This window comes from Nocardioides okcheonensis (assembly GCF_020991065.1).
Lineage (GTDB): Bacteria > Actinomycetota > Actinomycetes > Propionibacteriales > Nocardioidaceae > Nocardioides > Nocardioides okcheonensis.
The window spans coordinates 1,032,306-1,050,416 of record NZ_CP087710.1 but is presented as its reverse complement, the minus strand read 5'-3'; the positions used below and the strand labels follow the sequence as shown (position 1 = coordinate 1,050,416).

Here is an 18,111-nt window from a genome sequence, read left to right as displayed (position 1 = left end):
CGCCGCTCCACCACCTTCCTCCCCACTTTCCCCCACCGCCGGCGCCGTACGTCCCCCACCGGCGCTCCACCCGGCCCCGCTGAGCGTGGATCCGCCCGGATCCACGCTCAGCGGCGCGCCCGGGCGGTGGTCGCGCCGGATCGGCCGTGGGGCGTCCCTCCGCCGAAATTCACGCTCGCAACACGCTCGTTCTGGTTGACGGTGGAGTGAAGTGGAGTAATGTGGGGCGAAGTGGGGGACAGGGTCGAAACTGCCCGCCGAGGTTGGGGAGGTGCCGGGTGTTCTTCGGCACCTACACGCCCAAGCTCGACGAGAAGGGGCGGCTCTTCCTCCCGGCGAAGTTCAGGGACGAGCTGACGGAGGGACTCGTGGTGACCAGGGGACAGGAGCGCTGCCTCACTGTCTGGTCGCTGGAGGACTTCGGCCGGCTCACCGACCGGCTCCGCGAGGCGCCGGTCACGCAGAAGAGCACCCGCGACTACGTCCGCATGCTGTTCGCCGCCGCCAGCCAGGAGGTGCCGGACAAGCAGGGCCGGATCAACATCCCGGCTCCGCTGCGGGAGTACGCCTCGCTCCGCAAGGAGTGCGTGGTCATCGGGTCGATGAACCGGATCGAGATCTGGGACCCGACGGCCTGGGCGACGTACTCCGAGGAGCAGGAGCAGAAGTTCTCCGAGCTCAGCGACGAGGTCTTCCCCGGGATCTGACCGGCACCAGCACCACCAGCACCACCCGACACCAGCACAGCGACACCGACTCAGGACCGCATCACCAGGTCTCGAGCCCGCTCCCACTGAGCGCCATCTGGGGCACTTCCCCGGCACCAGAAGGCACTTCCCCAACAGGGGGAGCGGGCAGGGACCTGGTGCGGCGGCTCACCCCGTGCCACACGACGGGGCGTGTCAGTCGCACCGCCAACCAGCAGCACCCAGCCGCAGCCAGCCGCAGCCAGCCAGCACCGCCAACCAGCAGCACCGAGTGGGGTCGAGACCATGAGCAGCACCCAGTCCTGGGAACGCGCCAGCGCGGCACCGCCGCTGCGGGTGCGCGACCAGGCGCGCGAGGCCGCCCTGCTCGTCCTCTTCTCCGCCGCGACCGCCAGCGCGCTCGCGCTCGGGCTGCTCGTGCTGACCCACCTGGGACTCCAGGGCTGACGTCGTGAGCACTCCCCGCCACGCCCCGGTGCTGCTCGACCGGGTCGTCGCCCTGCTGGCGCCCGCGCTCGAGCGCCCCGGCTCGGTCTACGTCGACTGCACGCTCGGCCTCGGCGGCCACAGCGAGGCCGTCCTCCAGCGGCTCCCGCAGGCGCGTGTCGTCGGCATCGACCGCGACCCGGAGGCGCTGCGGCTCTCGCGCGAGCGGCTGGCCTCCTTCGGGGACCGCTTCACCGCCGTCCACGCGGTCTACGACGAGCTGCCGGAGGTCGTCGCGGGGCTCGGACTCGACCACGTCGACGCCGTGTTCTTCGACCTCGGCGTCTCCTCCATGCAGCTCGACGTCCGCGAGCGTGGCTTCGCCTACGCCGAGGACGCCCCGCTCGACATGCGGATGGACCCCACGACCGGCGCGACCGCCGCCGACCTGCTCAACACCGCCACGGCCCAGGAGCTCACCCGCATCCTGCGCGAGTACGGCGAGGAGAAGTTCGCCTCCCGGATCGCCCGCGAGGTGGTGCGCCGGCGCGAGGCCACGCCGTTCACGACCAGCGCCGACCTGGTCGAGCTGCTCTACGCCACCATCCCGGCGCCGGCGCGACGCACCGGCGGACACCCCGCCAAGCGCACGTTCCAGGCGCTGCGGATGGCCGTCAACGACGAGCTGGGCGTCCTGCGCCGGGCGATCCCGGCCTCGCTCGACGTCATCGGGGTCGGCGGGCGCGTCGTCGTCGAGTCCTACCACTCGCTGGAGGACCGGCTGGTCAAGCGGGCCTTCGCCGACGCCACCCGCCTCGACGTCCCCCCGGACCTGCCGTTCGTGCCCGAGGGCTCCGAGCCCGCCCTGCGCCTGGTCACCCGCGGCGCCGAGCAGGCCGACGAGCACGAGATCGCCGAGAACCCCCGCGCCGCCTCCGTCCGCCTGCGCGCCGTCGAACGCGTCCTGCCCGCCTCACGCCACCTTCCCCCTGGAGTCGCCCGATGAGCAGCCCCGCCCCGCAGCCACGCACCCGCGTCACCCGGATCGCCCAGGAGGCGGTCGACCGGGCCCGGCTCACCGTCGTGCCGCGCGTGCGCACCCGCGCGCCGCGGGTGCCGTTCGTGACGCTCGTCAGCCTGGTGCTGGTGGGGGGCATCGTCGGGCTCCTCCTCTTCAACACCTCCATGCAGCAGGCGTCGTTCTCGGCCGCGAACCTCGAGGACCAGGCCGACGCCCTCGCCGCGCGGGAGCAGACGCTGCGCATGGAGCTCGACGACCTCCGTGACCCGCAGCGGGTCGCGACGCAGGCACAGCAGATGGGCATGGTCATCCCGGCCGCTCCCGTGTTCCTCGACCTGCGGACCGGCAAGACCAGCGGCGTGCGCACCCCGGCCACCCGCGAGGACGCGGTCCAGCTCCTCCCGCCGGCCCCGCGGATGCCCGCCGTGCTGGCCCCGCCGACCACCGTCGTGACGGTCCCGCCGCCGGCTGCGGCGCCCGAGGCCTCGGCCCCGGAGGCCGCGGCCGCGACGGGCGGGCGCTCCGGGCGGGGCACAAAGCCCAACCGCTGACGGCGCGGCCGCCTCGTACGGCGTCGCGCCAGCCCTAGATTGACCGACAGGTCCACCGGACACCGGCCGGACCCAGAAGAGGAGGACCAGTGCCCCGCACCCGGACCAGGCGTGGAGCCTCGCGCGGCGCCCCGATGCTGCGACTGCGGATCGGCTTCGTCCTGATCGCGATGGTGCTCTCGTTCTTCGGGGCACGGCTCGTCCAGCTGCAGGGCGTGGACCCCGGCTCGTACGCCCGGATGGCGGCCGCCGAGGGCGCGGTCCGGGTCCCGCTGGTCGCCGAGCGCGGCGACATCCTCGACCGCAACGGCGTCGCGCTGGCCGACTCGATCAAGGGCAAGGTGGTCTTCGCCGACCCGAGCCTGACCGCCGAGCAGGCACCCGAGATCGCGCGGATCCTCTCCGACCGGCTCTCCATCGACTACTTCAAGACCCTCACCGCGCTGCGCGGGCGCAAGGACGGCAGCCGCTACGAGTACGTCGCCCGGCGCGTGCCGAGCACGCTGGCGACCGACACCGTGGCCGCGCTCGAGGAGGCCGGCTTCAAGGGCATCGGCCTCGACGACGACCCGATCCGGGACTACCCGGCCGGCGACGTCGCGGCCAACCTGCTCGGCTACATGGGCACCGACGAGCCGCTGGGCGGCTTCGAGCGCACCTTCGACCAGCAGCTGGCCGGCACCGACGGCGAGGCGACCTGGCAGTCGTCGTCCAGCAAGGGCGTCCGCATCCCGCTGCGCGAGAGCACGCTGAAGGAGCCCCGCAACGGCACGCCGCTGCGCACGACGATCGACCGGGACCTGCAGTGGTTCACCCAGAAGGTGCTGGCCGAGGCGGTGCAGCAGTACCGCGCGGAGAGCGGCGCCGCGATCGTCATGGACACCCGCACCGGCGAGGTCCTCGCGCTGGCCGACGTCCCGACGTTCGACGCCAACAACCCCACCGCGGCCGACGAGGAGGACCTCGGCTCCCGGGCGCTCAACGACGCCTACGAGCCCGGGTCGGTGGAGAAGGTGCTCACCGCCGCCTCGCTCATCGACGCCGGCAAGGCGTTCCCGCGGCAGAAGTTCAAGGTGCCCGGCATCCTGGCGCGCCAGGACCGCCCGATCGGCGACTGGTTCGACCACGGCCTGATCCGGCTGACGCTGGCCGGCATCATCGCCAAGTCGTCCAACATCGGCACCGTGCTCGCCGCCGACGCCTTCTCCCCGGTCCAGCTCGTCGACTACCTCCAGCGCTTCGGGCTGGGGGAGAAGACCGACCTCGGCGTCCGCGGCGAGACGCCCGGCATCCTCACGCCGGGCGAGGCGATGACCTCCCAGACCAAGGACCGCGTGGCCTTCGGCCAGTCGCTCTCGGTGAACGTCGCCCAGATGGCGGCCGCGGTCAACACGATCGCCAACGGCGGCGTCCGTGTCTCCCCGAGCCTGATCTCCGGCACCGCCGTCACCGACGACGGCGTCACCGTCGGCACCGACGTCGCGACCCGCACGCGGGTGGTCAGCAAGCAGGCCGCCCGCGCGACCGCGAAGATGATGGAGAAGGTCGTCGACCCGGAGGACGGCGTCGCGCCCGGGGCCCAGGTCCCCGGCTACCTCGTGGCCGGCAAGACCGGCACCGCGCAGCGCGTCGTCGACGGGGTCTACGACGGCACCACCACCGTGTCGTTCGGCGGGTTCGCGCCAGCCGACGACGCCCGCTTCACCGTCTACGTCGTGGTCCACGCCCCGCGGGTCGACGGCGGTGGCGGCTCGATCACCGGCCCCGTGTTCTCCCGGATCATGGGCTACGTCCTCGGGCGCTACGGCGTCGGGCCGAGCGGCGGGACGCCGTCGCGTCTGCCGGTCGAGTGGTGACTCGATACGCTCGGTCGGTGGAACAGCAGGTGCACGTCCCCGGCGCCCGCGGCAGCGCGACCCGGCCCCGCACTACCCCGTCGACCCCCGCGGCGGCGCTGGCCGACTGGCTCTCCGCCACCACCGAGGTGTCGGTCCACGGCGACCTCGACGCCGCGGTGTCGGGGCTGTCGCTCAGCACCGCCCGCATCCAGCCCGGTGACCTCTACGCCGCGCTGCCGGGCGCGCGTGCCCACGGCGCCGACTACGCCGGGCAGGCCCTCGAGGCCGGGGCGGTGGCGGTCCTCACCGACCCCGCCGGGCTCGACCGGCTGCCGGGCGGGACCGCGGCGATCGTGGTGGCCGACCCCCGGCAGGTGCTCGGTCGGCTCGCCGCCCACCTCTACGACGACCCCGCGCGCAGCCTGCGCACCATCGGCGTCACCGGCACCCAGGGCAAGACCACGACGACCCGCGTCCTCGAGCAGGGGCTCACGGCCGCCGGGGTGCCGTCGGCGGTGATCGGCACCGTCGGCACCCGGATCGCGGGGGAGGACGTGAAGACCCAGCTCACCACCCCCGAGGCCCCGGACCTGCACGGGCTGTTCGCGGTGATGCGCGAGCGGGGCGTCGACACCTGCGCGATGGAGGTCTCCAGCCACGCGCTCGTGCGCGGGCGGGTCGACGGCGTCGTCTTCGACGTCGCCACCTTCCTCAACCTCGGCCGCGACCACCTCGACTTCCACGCCGACCTCGACGACTACTTCGCCGCCAAGGCCAGCCTGTTCACGCCCGAGCGGGCGCGGGTCGGGCTGACCAACGTCGACGACGAGCACGGCCGGCGCCTGCTCGACGTCGCCACGATCGAGATGTCGACCTACTCCGCACGTGGGGCGGACGCCGACTGGCGGGCCGTCGACGTCCACCTCACCGCGTCCGGCGCGACCTTCACGGTCCTCGGCCCGGGCGTCGAGGTCCCCGCCGCGGTGGGGATCCCCGGGGACTTCAACGTCTCCAACGCCCTCGCCGCCATCGCCTCCGCGGCGCTCGCCGGCCTCGACCCCCGCGTGGTCGCCGACGGCATCGCGCAGGTCGGCGGCGTACCGGGCCGGCTGGAGCAGGTCGACGCGGGCCAGGACTACACCGTCGTCGTGGACTACGCGCACAAGCCGGACGCCCTCGAGGCGGTGCTGGCCACGCTGCGCCCGCTCACCGACGGCCGGGTGCTCGTCGTCGTCGGCGCCGGCGGCGACCGTGACACCCTCAAGCGCCCCGTGATGGGCGAGATCGCGGCGAGGCTCGCCGACGTCGTCGTCGTCACCGACGACAACCCCCGCACCGAGGACCCAGCGACGATCCGCGCCGCCGTGCTCGAGGGCACGACGGGCGGTCGCGCCGAGGTGCTCGAGATCGGCGACCGCCGGCTCGCGATCCGCGAGGCGTGCCGCCGCGCCCGGACCGGCGACGTCGTGCTGGTCGCCGGCAAGGGGCACGAGACCGGCCAGGAGGTGCACGGGGTCGTGCACCCGTTCGACGACCGGGTGGTGGCCGCCGAGGAGATCCGCGCCGCCGCCGAGCGGACCGACGCATGATCGAGATGTCCCTCGGCGAGGTCGCCGAGGTCGTCGGAGGCGTCGCCCACGGCGACGCCGTCGTGACGGGCGGGGCCTTCCTCGACACCCGCACCCCGGAGCCCGGCGGGCTGTTCGTGGCGATCGCGGGGGAGCGCGTCGACGGGCACGACCTCGCGTTCGCCGCCGGTGCGGCCGGAGCCGTGGCGGTGCTCGGCAGCCGGGTCACCGACCTGCCGACCGTCGTCGTCGACGACGTCACCACCGCGCTCGGCGTGCTGGCGCGCCACGTGCTGGACCGCCTGCCCGACGTCGTGGTGCTCGCCATGACCGGGTCCCAGGGCAAGACCGGCACCAAGGACTACCTCGCCCACGTGCTGGGCGAGGCCGGGCCCACGGTCGCGACCCGGGGCAACTTCAACAACGAGCTGGGCGTCCCGCTGACGGTCCTGCGCGCCACGCCGGAGACCCGCCACCTCGTCGTCGAGATGGGGGCACGCGGCGTCGGGCACATCGCCCACCTGTGCACGATCGCACCGCCGCGGGTGGCCGCCGTCCTCAACGTCGGCAGCGCCCACATCGGCGAGTTCGGAAGCCGGGAGGCCATCGCGGTCGCCAAGGGCGAGATCGTCGAGGCACTCCCCGCCGACGGGACCGCGGTGCTCAACGCCGACGACGACCTCGTCGCGGCGATGGCCCCGCGGACCCGGGCCGGCGTCACCACCTTCGGCGCCGGCGACGCCGACGTCGCGGTCGGCGAGCTGACCACCGACGACCTCGGCCGCCAGTCGTTCGAGCTGCGCCACCGCGGGTCCTACGCCACCGTCCACCTCGCCCAGGTCGGCAGCTTCCAGTGGCGCAACGCCGCTGCCGCGGCGGCCATGGCCCTCGCGGCCGGGCTCGACCTCGACACCGTCGCGGAGTCGCTGTGCGACGCCGTGCCCGCCAGTCGCTGGCGGATGGAGGTCGGCGAGCGCGACGACGGGCTCGTGGTCCTCAACGACTCCTACAACGCCAACCCCGAGTCGATGCGCGCCGCGGTCGACACCCTCGTCGGGATCGGCGCCCGCGCCGGGAGGCGTACGGTCGCCGTGCTCGGTGAGATGCGCGAGCTCGGGGACGGCGCCCGCGACGCGCACCACGACCTCGGGGCCTACGCGGCCGGGGCCGGGGTCGACGTGGTCGTCTCCGTCGGCACCGCCGCGGACCCCGTCGCGGCCGGCTTCGCGGCGGCCGGCACGTCCGGTGTGGCGATCCCCACGGTGGGGCGTGACGCTGCCAGCGACTGGCTGCGGCACAATGTCTCGGCTGCTGATGTCGTCCTGGTGAAGGCATCACGGGGGGCGGCGCTCGAAGTCATCGCCGACGTACTCCTCCAGGAAGGGAGAAGCACCACATGAGGGCCATCCTGTTCGGAGGAGGACTCTCCCTGCTGATCTCCCTCCTCGGCACCCGCTACGCCATCAGGTTCTTCACCAAGCAGGGATTCGGCCAGCCGATCCGCGACGACGGCCCGACCACGCACCACACCAAGCGCGGCACCCCGACCATGGGCGGCGCGGTCATCGTGCTGGCCACCGTCGTCGGCTACCTCGCCGCCAAGCTGATCACCGGCCAGGCGCCCACCGCGTCCGCGCTGCTCGTCCTGTTCCTGCTGGTGGGCCTCGGTGCCGTCGGGTTCCTCGACGACTTCCTCAAGGTCAGTCGCCAGCACAACCTCGGGCTGCGCAGCCGCGCCAAGATGATCGGCCAGACGCTCGTCGCCATCGTGTTCGGCTTCCTCGCGCTGTCGCCGGCGCTCGAGGACGAGCGCGGCTGGCGCCCGGCGTCCAACCACATCTCGTTCATCCGCGACCACGAGCGCCTCGCCCTGCCCACGATCCTGGCCATCCTGCTGATCTGGCTGATCGTCACCGGCACCAGCAACGCGGTCAACCTCGCCGACGGCCTCGACGGGCTGGCCGCCGGCTCCTCGATCCTCGTCTTCGCGGCCTACACGCTGGTCAACATCTGGCAGAACAGCCAGTCCTGCGCGCTCGAGGCCGGCCCGAAGTGCTACGAGGTCCGCGACCCGCTCGACCTGGCGGTGGTCGCGGCGGCGATCACGGGCGCGTGCTTCGGCTTCCTGTGGTGGAACGCCTCACCGGCGCAGATCATCATGGGCGACACCGGCTCGCTCGCGCTGGGTGGCGCGATGGCGGGCTTCGCGATCATGACCCGCACCGAGCTGCTGCTGCTCATCATCGGCGGCCTCTTCGTCAGCATCACGCTGTCGGTGATGATCCAGGTGTCGGTGTTCAAGCTCAGCCGGGCGAGCGGGCTGGTGCGGTCGGTGTTCCGGATCCAGGCGGGCCACCGGGTGTTCCGCATGACGCCGCTGCACCACCACTTCGAGATGCTCGGCTGGGAGCAGGTCACCATCGTGATCCGCTTCTGGATCATCACCGGCCTGATGGTCGCCACCGGCCTCGGGATCTTCTACGCCGAGTGGGTCGCCGGCATTGGATAGCTCCCCACGACGTTCTTCGTCTCCTCCGCCTCGCTCCTCCGCCGAACGACGCCGCGGGGGCCCCGAGTGAGCCCTGGAACAGACGTCTCCCTCCTCGGCCGCACCAGCGACTGGTCCGGCGTCCGCGTGGTCGTCGCCGGCTTCGGCGTCTCCGGCTTCGCGGCCGCCGACAACCTGCTGTTCCTTGGCGCCGACGTCACGGCGCTCGACGAGGTCAGCACCGAGGAGAAGGCAGAGAAGGCCCAGCTGCTCGAGACGCTCGGCGCCACCGTCCGCCTCGAGCCCGGGGCGACGGCGGTGCTGCCCGACGAGGTCGACCTGGTGGTGACCTCCCCGGGCTGGAAGCCGTCGGCGCCGCTGCTGGCGCAGGCCACCGCACGGGGGATCCCCGTGTGGGGCGAGGTCGAGCTGGCGTGGCGGCTGCGCGACCCCGAGCACCCGGCCCCCTGGCTCGCCGTCACCGGCACCAACGGCAAGACCACGACCGTGCAGATGCTCCAGTCGATCCTCGCCGCCGCCGGGCTGCGCTCCACCGCTGTGGGCAACGTCGGCCTGCCGATCGTCGAGGCCGTCATGGACCCCGAGCCGTGGGACGTGCTGGCCGTCGAGCTCTCCAGCTTCCAGCTGCACTACACGAGCTCGATGTCGGCCGAGGCCGCGGTCGTGCTCAACATCGCCGAGGACCACCTCGACTGGTACGACGACGACCCCGACGGTGCCACCGGCATGGAGCAGTACGCCGCCGACAAGGCCCGGATCTACGAGCGCGTGCAGCGCGCGTGCGTCTACAACCTGGCCGAGCCCGCCACCGAGGAGATGGTCGTCGGCGCCGACGTGGTCGAGGGCGCCCGTGCCGTCGGGTTCACCCTCGGCACCCCGTCGCCCGGCAACCTCGGGCTGGTCGAGGACCTGCTCGTCGACCGCGCCTTCATCGAGGAGCGCGCCACCAGCGCCGCCGAGCTCTGCACCCTCGACGACCTCGCCTCGCAGGCGCCCCACTTCGTCGCCAACGCGCTGGCGGCCGCGGCGCTCGCCCGCGCCCACGGGGTCAGCCAGCAGGCGGTGCGCGACGGGCTGCGCGCGTTCCGCCCCGACGGCCACCGGATCGCCCACGTCGCCGACGTCGGCGGGGTCGCGTGGGTCGACGACTCCAAGGCGACCAACCCGCACGCCGCGCGCTCGTCCCTGTCGGCCTTCGACCCCGTCGTGTGGGTCGCCGGCGGCCTCGCCAAGGGCGCCCGCTTCGACGACCTCGTGGCCGCGGTCCGCGACCGCCTGCGCGGGGTGGTCCTGCTCGGTCGTGACCGGCAGGTGATCGCCGACGCTCTTTCGCGACACGCGCCCGATGTGCCGGTCATCGATGTGGGTGCCGACGAGACTGGTGCTCCGATGGAGCGCGTCGTGGACGCGGCCGCAGGTCTCGCCCGACCCGGCGACACCGTGCTGCTGGCGCCGGGGTGCGCCTCCATGGACATGTTCACCGACTACGGCGCTCGCGGCGACGCGTTCGCCGCGGCCGTGCACCGCCTGATCGACCGCACCGACTGACCGCCACCGGACCGCCACCGAGGGGAGCGCACCGTGACCACCGCGAACCCCGAGGACGCCGAGCCGGCCCGCGTCCGACGACCGTTCGGCTCCGGCGCGACGGCGGCGTGGCGGGGCTCGCACCACGCGCTGTCCGGTGGGATCCGCTCGCTGCGCAACGCGATCGACAAGCCGCTGGCGTCCTACTACCTGCTGCTCGGTGCGTCCGCCCTGCTGCTGACCATCGGCCTGATCATGGTGCTGAGCGCGTCGAGCGTCCGCTCCTACCTCACCTACGGCGACTCCTACGCCGTGGTGAAGCGCCAGCTGATGTGGGTGGCGATCGGCCTGCCCTGCGCATGGGTCGCCTCCCGCCTGCCGGTGCGCCACGTCCGCCGGCTGGCCTACCCCGGCTTCCTGCTCGCGCTCGTGCTGCTCGCGCTGGTGGCGCGCTTCGGCGTGCTGATCAACGGCAACAAGAACTGGCTCGCGATCGGCCCGTTCACCATGCAGCCGGCTGAGGTCGCCAAGCTCGCCATCGTGCTGTGGGCTGCCAACATCTACGCCCACAAGGAGCGCCGCCTCGGCGAGCTCCACCACCTGCTGGTCCCCGTCGTGCCGGGCCTGTTCGCCGTCATCGGCCTGGTGCTCGTCGGGCGCGACCTGGGCACGGCGCTCGTCCTCGTCGCGATCCTGCTCGGGATGCTCTGGGTGGTCGGTGCGCCGCTGCGGCTGTTCGGCCTCAGCCTCTCCGTGCTCGGCGCCGGCGCGCTGGCGCTCGCAGCGACCAACGCCGAGCGGCTCAAGCGGATCACCACCTTCACCGACCCGTTCAAGGACTACACCGACGCGGGGTGGCAGCCCGCGCACGGGCTCTACGCCCTCTCCAGCGGCGGCTGGTTCGGCCACGGCATCGGCGGGTCGCAGCAGAAGTGGGGCGACCTCCCCGAGGCCCACACCGACTTCATCTTCGCGGTCCTCGGCGAGGAGCTCGGGCTGGTGGGCACGCTGCTGGTGGTCGCGCTGTTCTTCACCATCGCCTACGCCGCGATCCGGGTCGCCATGAACACCGAGGACCCGTTCGTCCGCTACGCCACCTTCGGGATCGTGGTCTGGCTCATCGGCCAGATGATGATCAACGTCGGCATGGTGCTCGCCGTCCTGCCCGTGATCGGCATCCCGCTGCCGATCGTCTCCTACGGCGGCTCGGCGCTCCTGCCCTCGCTCGTCGCGCTGGGGCTCGTCATCGGCTTCGCGCGCCGTGAGCCCGCCGCGGCCGCCGCCCTCGCCGCTCGGCGACGCGACCGCTCGGCCGGACTGGCCGCTCGGTAGATTTGGCCCGATGCGCGTCCTCCTCGCCGGCGGCGGTTCCGCCGGCCACACCTCGCCCCTGCTCGCCACCGCCGACGCCCTGCGCCGGCTCGACCCGGCGGTCGAGATCACCTGCCTCGGGACGCGGGAGGGCCTCGAGGCCCGCCTCGTGCCCGAGGCCGGGCTGCCGCTCGAGGTGGTGCCGCGCGTGCCGCTGCCCCGCAAGCCCGGTGCCGACCTGCTGCGGGTCCCGGCGCGGCTGCGTGCCGCGCGTGCCACCGCGCTCGAGGTGCTCGACCGCGTACGCCCCGACGTCGTGGTCGGCTTCGGCGGCTACGTCTCCGTCCCGGCCTACCTCGCCGCACGCCGTCGTGGCGTGCCGATCGTGGTCCACGAGGGCAACACGCTGCCCGGCGTCGCCAACAAGCTCGGCGCCCGGATGACGCGCCACGTCGCGACCAGCTTCCCCGACACCGAGCTGCCGCACGCGGTCTTCACCGGCCTCCCGGTGCGCCGGATGGTCTCCACGATGGACCGCGCCGCACTGCGCGACGAGGCGCTCGCCACCTTCGGCCTGCGCGCCGACCTCCCGGTCCTGCTCGTCACCGGCGGCTCGCAGGGCGCGGCCCGGATCAACGCCGCCGTGTCCGGGGCGGCCGACGCCCTCGCCGCGGCCGGCGTCCAGGTGCTCCACGTGGTCGGCCCGAAGCACGAGCTCACGGTGCCGTCCGGCGACGTGCCGTACGTCGTGGTGACCTACGTCGACCGGATGGACCTCGCCTACGCCGCGGCCGACGCCGTGCTGTGCCGCGCCGGCAGCAACACGGTCACCGAGGTGTCGGGCGTCGGCCTGCCAGCCGTCTACGTCCCCCTCCCCATCGGCAACGGCGAGCAGGCCCTCAACGCGCGGCCGGTCGTCGACGCCGGCGGCGGGCTCCTCGTCGCCGACGGCGCGCTGACCCCCGAGTGGGTGGCTGCGTCCGTCCCGCCCCTGCTCACCGATCGCGCCCGCCTCGACGCCATGGGCACCGCGGCCCGCGGCGTGATCCCGCTCGACGCGGACGACAAGCTCGCCCGGCTCGTGCTCGACGCCGCCCGCGCGGGAGGCGCCTCGTGAGGATCCCGGTCCCCGACGAGATCCTCCCGGCCGCCGACCTCGGCCGCGTCCACTGCGTCGGCATCGGCGGCGCCGGGATCTCCGCCATCGCCCGCATCATGGCCTCCCGAGGGGTGCCGGTCAGCGGCAGCGACGACCACGACACGCCCTTCCTCCCGGCCCTGCGCGAGCTCGGCGTCACCTGCCACCTCGGCTACGACGCCGCCCACGTCGCCGACGCCGACACCCTGGTCGTGACGACCGCGGCCCGCGACGACAACCCCGAGGTCCTCGAGGCGCGCAGGCGCGGCCTGCGGATCCTGCCCCGGTCCGCCGGCCTCGCCTCGGTGATGGCCGGGTCCCGCGTGCTCGCGGTCGCCGGCACCCACGGCAAGACCACCACGACCGGTCTGCTCACCTCGGCCCTGCTCGCGGCCGGTCTCGACCCGTCCTACGCCGTGGGCGGCGTGCTGACCGCCACCGGCCGCAACGCCGACGCCGGCAGCGACGACCTGTTCGTCGCGGAGGCCGACGAGAGCGACGGCGCCTTCCTCGTCTACCGACCGCACGCGGCCGTCGTCACCAACGTCGAGGCCGACCACCTCGACAACTGGGGCACCGAGGAGGCCTACCACCGCGCCTTCGAGGAGTTCGCGGACAGCATCGACCGCGACGGCTTCCTCGTCTGCGTCGTCGACGACCCGGGAGCCGCCGACCTCGCCCGCCACGCGCGCGACAGCGGCCTGGAGGTGGTCACGGTCGGCGAGTCGCCCGACGCCGACCTCCGCATCCACGACCTCGTGCTCGACGGGACGGCGTCGACCTGCCGCATCACCCGCGGCGGCACCGACCTCGGCACGGTGCGGCTCGCCATCCCCGGACGTCACTACGTCCTCGACGCGGTCGCCGCGCTCGCCGTCGGCCTGCGCCTGGGCTGCGACGTCGACGCGCTCACCGCCGGCCTCGCGTCCTTCACCGGCACCGGTCGTCGCATGGAGCTCAAGGGGGAGGCGGGCGGCGTCCGGGTCTACGACTCCTACGCCCACCACCCCGTGGAGATCCGCGGCGACCTCGAGGCCGCGCGGGCGATCGCGGGGGAGGGGCGCGTCGTCGCGGCCTTCCAGCCGCACCTCGTCTCCCGCACCCGGATCTTCGGCGTGGCGATGGGCGTCGAGCTCGGCGCCGCCGACGAGGTCGTCGTGCTCGACGTCTACGTCGCCCGCGAGGACCCCGACCCCGCCGTGACGGGTCGGCTCGTCGCCGACGCGGTCCCGCTCGCGCACGAGCACGTCGCCTACGTCGACGACCTCGCCGCCGCCGCCCGAGCCCTGGCCGACCGCGCCCGACCGGGCGACCTGGTGGTCACCCTCGGTGCGGGCGACGTCACCACCGTCGGTCCGCAGGTCCTCGACCTGCTGGCCGCCCGTGGAGGTGCGTGAGTGGAGGCGGAGGAGCGCGCCGCCCGGCGCACCCGGCGCCGCTTCGCGCGCCGCCAGTGGGCCCGTCGCTGGCTGAGCCTGCGCTACGTCCTGGTGGCGGTGGCGCTGGTGGCGCTCGTCTCGACCGCGGTGTGGCTGGTGTTCTTCTCCGCCCGCCTGCAGGTCACGCGCGTCGAGGTCGTCGGCAACGAGCTGCTCAGCGACGCCCAGGTGCGCGAGCGCGCCGACGTCCCGCTCGGTGAGCAGCTCGCCCTGGTCGACCTGTCCCGCGCCGACGCGCGGGTCGGCGCGCTCGCCGACGTCCGCTCCGTCGACGTCACCCGCTCCTGGCCCCACACGGTCCGGATCGAGGTCGAGGAGCGCACCGCCGTCGCCGTCGTCGAGCTCGCCGGTCGCCTGCGCGGCCTCGATCCCGACGGCATCGTCTTCCGCGAGTACGACACCCCGCCCGCGGACCTGCCCCGCATCCGGCCCGGCGCCGAGGCGGGCACGGACGCCCTCAAGGAGGCCGCGACGGTCGTCGCGGCCCTGCCCGACGACCTGTCCGCGCGGGTCGACCACGTCGAGGTGGCGACCGTGGACCAGATCACCCTCGTCCTGCGCGACCAGCGTGAGGTGATGTGGGGGAGCGCGGAGCAGTCCGACCTCAAGGCCGAGGTCGTCGACCGGCTGCTCGGCGCCGCGCCGAAGGCCGGCACCTACGACGTGAGCGTGCCGGGCAACCCCACGGTGCGCTGAGCGCCGCAGAAAAGTTCGTCGGGTCGTCGTCCCCGGGCGTGTCTGCCGACGAATCGCGGCGCGCGCTGCCTACTGTCTTCCGCATGACGAGGTTGACATAACTATAACCCTCAGGCTCACGGTTAGGGTTCCGTGGCACGCCGGAGGGTCGACCCCGTCCTCAGAACTCGTACCCCAGCACCTCTCAAGGAAGGCCCCGGAGCCGTGGCAGCAGCGCAGAACTACCTGGCGATCATCAAGGTCGTGGGCATCGGTGGCGGAGGCGTCAACGCCGTCAACCGGATGATCGAGGTCGGCCTCAAGGGCGTCGAGTTCATCGCGATCAACACCGACGCCCAGGCACTCCTCATGAGCGACGCCGACGTCAAGCTCGACATCGGTCGTGAGCTCACCCGCGGCCTCGGCGCCGGCGCCAACCCCGAGGTGGGCGCCAAGGCGGCCGAGGACCACGCCGACGAGATCGAGGAGGTCCTCAAGGGGGCCGACATGGTCTTCGTCACCGCCGGCGAGGGCGGCGGCACCGGCACCGGCGGCGCGCCCGTCGTGGCCCGGATCGCCCGCTCGCTCGGCGCCCTGACCATCGGCGTCGTGACCCGGCCGTTCGCCTTCGAGGGCCGGCGCCGCGCCAACTCGGCCGAGGAGGGGATCAGCCAGCTCCGCGAGGAGGTCGACACCCTCATCGTGATCCCGAACGACCGGCTGCTCTCGATCACCGACCGCAGCGTGTCGATCCTCGACGCCTTCAAGCAGGCCGACCAGGTCCTGCTCCAGGGTGTCTCGGGCATCACCGACCTGATCACCACCCCCGGCCTGATCAACCTCGACTTCGCGGACGTGAAGTCGGTCATGGCCAACGCCGGCTCCGCGCTCATGGGCATCGGCTCGGCGCGCGGCGAGGACCGCGCGGTCGCGGCCGCCGAGATGGCGGTCTCCAGCCCGCTGCTCGAGGCCAGCATCGAGGGCGCCCACGGCGTGCTGCTCTCGATCGCCGGCGGTTCCGACCTCGGCCTGTTCGAGATCAACGAGGCGGCCGCCCTCGTGTCGCAGGCCGCGCACGCCGAGGCCAACATCATCTTCGGCGCCACCATCGACGACGCGCTCGGCGACGAGGTGCGGGTCACCGTGATCGCCGCCGGCTTCGACGGCGGCATGCCCAAGCGGCGCCAGGACGGCAACGTGCTGCGTCAGCACGCGCCCGCCCAGACCCAGGAGGAGACCCGGGCGGCCGCCCAGCAGCTCGCGTCCAAGCCCGCCTCCCGCGCCGAGTCCACCGAGCGTCCGGCGCCGACCTTCGCGCCGTCGACCGGCGAGTCCCGCCCGGCGCAGGCGCCGGCCCGCACGACCGAGCAGCCGGCCCAGCAGTCCGCGCCCCCGCGCCCGGCCCGTCAGGTCCAGTTCGACGACGACGACCTCGACGTGCCCGACTTCCTGAAGTGAGCTCGTGACCACGCTGCACCACCAGGACCGGATCGAAGGCGACCTCGTGATCGAGGTCGCCTTCACCGACGTCGGCCTCGACCTCGGTGACGCCGCGCCCGACGCGGTGCGCGCGGAGTCGTTGCGCCGGGTCGCCGAGGCCACGGGGGCGACGCCCGTCCTCATGCGCCAGGTCCACGGCGCCGACGTCGTCGTGGTGGCCGCGCCGTCCACGACGCCGCCCGCGTGCGACGCGCTCGTGACGTCGCGCCCGGCGGTGGCGCTGCTGGCCCGTGCGGCCGACTGCGTCCCCGTGCTGCTCGCGGACCCGGCGTCCGGCTGGGTCGGCGCGGCCCACGCGGGTCGTCCCGGCCTCGCGGCCGGCGTCGTGCCCGCGACCGTGGCGGCGCTGCGCGATGAGGGCGCGGACCCCCGCGTCGCGTGGATCGGCCCGCACGTGTGCGGGTCCTGCTACGAGGTCCCGGCCGACCTGCAGGACGAGGTGGCGGCGCTCGTCCCCGAGGCCCGCTCGACGACGTCGTGGGGCACCCCGGCGCTCGACCTCGGGGGCGGCGTGCGCGCCCAGCTCGACGCGGCCGGGATCACCGACGTCCGGGCCGTCGGGGTGTGCACCCGCGAGGACCACGCCTGGCCGTCCTACCGCCGCGACGGGGCCGCCGCCACCCGCTTCGCCGGCGCGATCTGGAGCCACACGTGAGCCCCCGCGCCGACGAGCTCGCCGCCAACCTCGCGGCCGTACGACGTCGCATCGACGTCGCCTGCACCGGGGCGGGCCGCGATGCCGGCGAGGTGTCGCTCGTCGTGGTCACCAAGTTCTTCCCCGCCTCCGACGTGCGGCTGCTCGCCGACCTCGGGGTCACCGACGTGGGGGAGAACCGCCACCAGGAGGCCGAGGCCAAGGCGGAGGAGTGTGCCGACCTCGGGCTGCGCTGGCACTTCATCGGCGGACTGCAGTCCAACAAGGCGGCCGCGGTCGCCGCCTACGCCGACGTCGTGGAGTCCGTCGACCGGGCCAAGCTGGTCGGCCCGCTCGCGCGCGGCGCCGAGGCGCGCGGGCGCGACGTCGAGGTCCTGCTCCAGGTCAGCCTCGACCCGCCCGGTGCCGACCACCGCTCCGGTGTCGACCCGGCCGCGCTGCCGGACCTGGCCGCGCGCGTGGAGGAGTCCGAGCCGCTCCGGCTGCGGGGCCTGATGGCCGTCGCGCCGCTCGGCGAGGACCCCGCGACGGCCTTCGCGCGCCTCGCGGAGGTGCGCGCCGGGTTCGTGCGCGACCACCCCCGGGCCACCGTGCTCTCCGCCGGGATGAGCGGTGACCTCGAGCAGGCGATCGCGTGCGGTGCGACACACGTGCGTGTCGGGTCCGCGGTCCTCGGTCCGAGGCCCACGGTCCAGTAATGTCAACAATTGTCACCAGGTGCCCGGGACCGGGCACCTCGTCTAGCGGAGGATCAGTCTCATGAGCGGCGCGATGCGCAAGATCGGCGAGTACCTCGGCCTGCTCGAGGACACCGGCCACTACGACGACTACGACGAGTCCGAGACGTCGACCCACGAGCCCGTCGACGAGCGCCCGGTCGCCCGTGACCGTCGCCCTGCCCCCGTGTCCGACCTCGCCGAGCGCCGTCGTCCGGCCCCGGTCCAGACAGGAGTCGTGGCCGAGTTGAGCCGCATCACCACCCTGCACCCCCGCAACTACAACGAGGCTCGCCTGGTCGGGGAGAACTACCGCGACGGCACCCCGGTGATCATGAACCTCAGCGAGATGGACGACAACGACGCCAAGCGCCTCGTCGACTTCGCGGCCGGCCTGATCTTCGCCACCCGTGGCTCGATCGAGCGGGTGACCAACAAGGTCTTCCTGCTCTCGCCGCCCAACGTGGCGATCTCGGCCGAGGACAAGCAGCGGATGGCCGAGGACGGGTTCTTCAACCAGAGCTGAGGCA

Annotated in this window: 17 protein-coding genes; all 17 read left to right on the top strand. The window is 73.7% G+C overall.

Going from position 1 to position 18,111, the window contains the following annotated elements:
* Positions 1–278 precede the first annotated feature (278 nt).
* The 17 genes from mraZ to LN652_RS04825 all read left to right on the top strand — a co-directional run bounded on the left by mraZ (position 279) and on the right by LN652_RS04825 (position 18,107).
* Positions 279–707 (top strand): division/cell wall cluster transcriptional repressor MraZ, encoded by a 429-nt coding sequence (mraZ, locus tag LN652_RS04905; protein WP_129428430.1) that lies wholly within the window; start codon positions 279–281, stop codon positions 705–707.
* Between the two features lie 285 nt (positions 708–992).
* A complete protein-coding gene (locus LN652_RS04900) occupies positions 993–1,154 on the top strand; it encodes a hypothetical protein (protein WP_230443568.1) in 162 nt (53 codons plus the stop codon).
* Between the two features lie 4 nt (positions 1,155–1,158).
* Positions 1,159–2,139, top strand: a complete 981-nt coding sequence (gene rsmH, locus LN652_RS04895; protein ID WP_230443567.1) for a 16S rRNA (cytosine(1402)-N(4))-methyltransferase RsmH — start codon at positions 1,159–1,161, stop codon at positions 2,137–2,139.
* Positions 2,136–2,705: a hypothetical protein gene (locus tag LN652_RS04890; protein WP_230443566.1), complete on the top strand. Its 570-nt coding sequence runs from the start codon at positions 2,136–2,138 to the stop codon at positions 2,703–2,705. The genes rsmH and LN652_RS04890 overlap by 4 nt, the downstream gene beginning before the upstream one ends.
* Before the next feature lie 134 nt (positions 2,706–2,839).
* Positions 2,840–4,561, top strand: a complete 1,722-nt coding sequence (locus LN652_RS04885; protein ID WP_230443565.1) for a peptidoglycan D,D-transpeptidase FtsI family protein — start codon at positions 2,840–2,842, stop codon at positions 4,559–4,561.
* A 17-nt stretch (positions 4,562–4,578) separates the two neighbouring features.
* Complete coding sequence (locus tag LN652_RS04880) at positions 4,579–6,132, top strand: UDP-N-acetylmuramoyl-L-alanyl-D-glutamate--2,6-diaminopimelate ligase (RefSeq protein ID WP_268932231.1); 1,554 nt, start codon at positions 4,579–4,581, stop codon at positions 6,130–6,132.
* Complete coding sequence (locus tag LN652_RS04875) at positions 6,129–7,511, top strand: UDP-N-acetylmuramoyl-tripeptide--D-alanyl-D-alanine ligase (RefSeq protein WP_230443564.1); 1,383 nt, start codon at positions 6,129–6,131, stop codon at positions 7,509–7,511. Before LN652_RS04880 ends, LN652_RS04875 begins: the two co-directional genes overlap by 4 nt.
* Complete coding sequence (mraY, locus tag LN652_RS04870; RefSeq protein WP_230443563.1) at positions 7,508–8,620, top strand: phospho-N-acetylmuramoyl-pentapeptide-transferase; 1,113 nt, start codon at positions 7,508–7,510, stop codon at positions 8,618–8,620. The genes LN652_RS04875 and mraY overlap by 4 nt, the downstream gene beginning before the upstream one ends.
* A gap of 66 nt (positions 8,621–8,686) precedes the next feature.
* Entirely contained in the window at positions 8,687–10,168 is a 1,482-nt protein-coding gene (gene murD / locus LN652_RS04865; RefSeq protein WP_230443562.1) for a UDP-N-acetylmuramoyl-L-alanine--D-glutamate ligase, read from the top strand.
* 33 nt (positions 10,169–10,201) lie between these two features.
* The gene (gene ftsW, locus LN652_RS04860; RefSeq protein WP_230443561.1) at positions 10,202–11,479 is read left to right on the top strand and encodes a putative lipid II flippase FtsW; all 1,278 of its coding nucleotides are present in this window, start codon (positions 10,202–10,204) and stop codon (positions 11,477–11,479) included.
* Positions 11,480–11,489: 10 nt separating this feature from the next.
* A complete protein-coding gene (gene murG, locus LN652_RS04855; RefSeq protein WP_230443560.1) occupies positions 11,490–12,575 on the top strand; it encodes an undecaprenyldiphospho-muramoylpentapeptide beta-N-acetylglucosaminyltransferase in 1,086 nt (361 codons plus the stop codon).
* Positions 12,572–13,993: a UDP-N-acetylmuramate--L-alanine ligase gene (gene murC / locus LN652_RS04850; protein WP_230443559.1), complete on the top strand. Its 1,422-nt coding sequence runs from the start codon at positions 12,572–12,574 to the stop codon at positions 13,991–13,993. Before murG ends, murC begins: the two co-directional genes overlap by 4 nt.
* Positions 13,994–14,731 (top strand): cell division protein FtsQ/DivIB, encoded by a 738-nt coding sequence (locus tag LN652_RS04845; protein WP_230443558.1) that lies wholly within the window; start codon positions 13,994–13,996, stop codon positions 14,729–14,731.
* 204 nt (positions 14,732–14,935) lie between these two features.
* Positions 14,936–16,168 (top strand): cell division protein FtsZ, encoded by a 1,233-nt coding sequence (ftsZ, locus tag LN652_RS04840; protein WP_230443557.1) that lies wholly within the window; start codon positions 14,936–14,938, stop codon positions 16,166–16,168.
* 4 nt (positions 16,169–16,172) lie between these two features.
* Complete coding sequence (locus tag LN652_RS04835) at positions 16,173–16,865, top strand: polyphenol oxidase family protein (protein ID WP_230443556.1); 693 nt, start codon at positions 16,173–16,175, stop codon at positions 16,863–16,865.
* The gene (locus LN652_RS04830) at positions 16,862–17,563 is read left to right on the top strand and encodes a YggS family pyridoxal phosphate-dependent enzyme (RefSeq protein ID WP_230443555.1); all 702 of its coding nucleotides are present in this window, start codon (positions 16,862–16,864) and stop codon (positions 17,561–17,563) included. The genes LN652_RS04835 and LN652_RS04830 overlap by 4 nt, the downstream gene beginning before the upstream one ends.
* A 61-nt stretch (positions 17,564–17,624) precedes the next feature.
* Positions 17,625–18,107, top strand: a complete 483-nt coding sequence (locus LN652_RS04825; protein WP_230443554.1) for a cell division protein SepF — start codon at positions 17,625–17,627, stop codon at positions 18,105–18,107.
* The last annotated feature ends 4 nt before the right edge of the window (positions 18,108–18,111 follow it).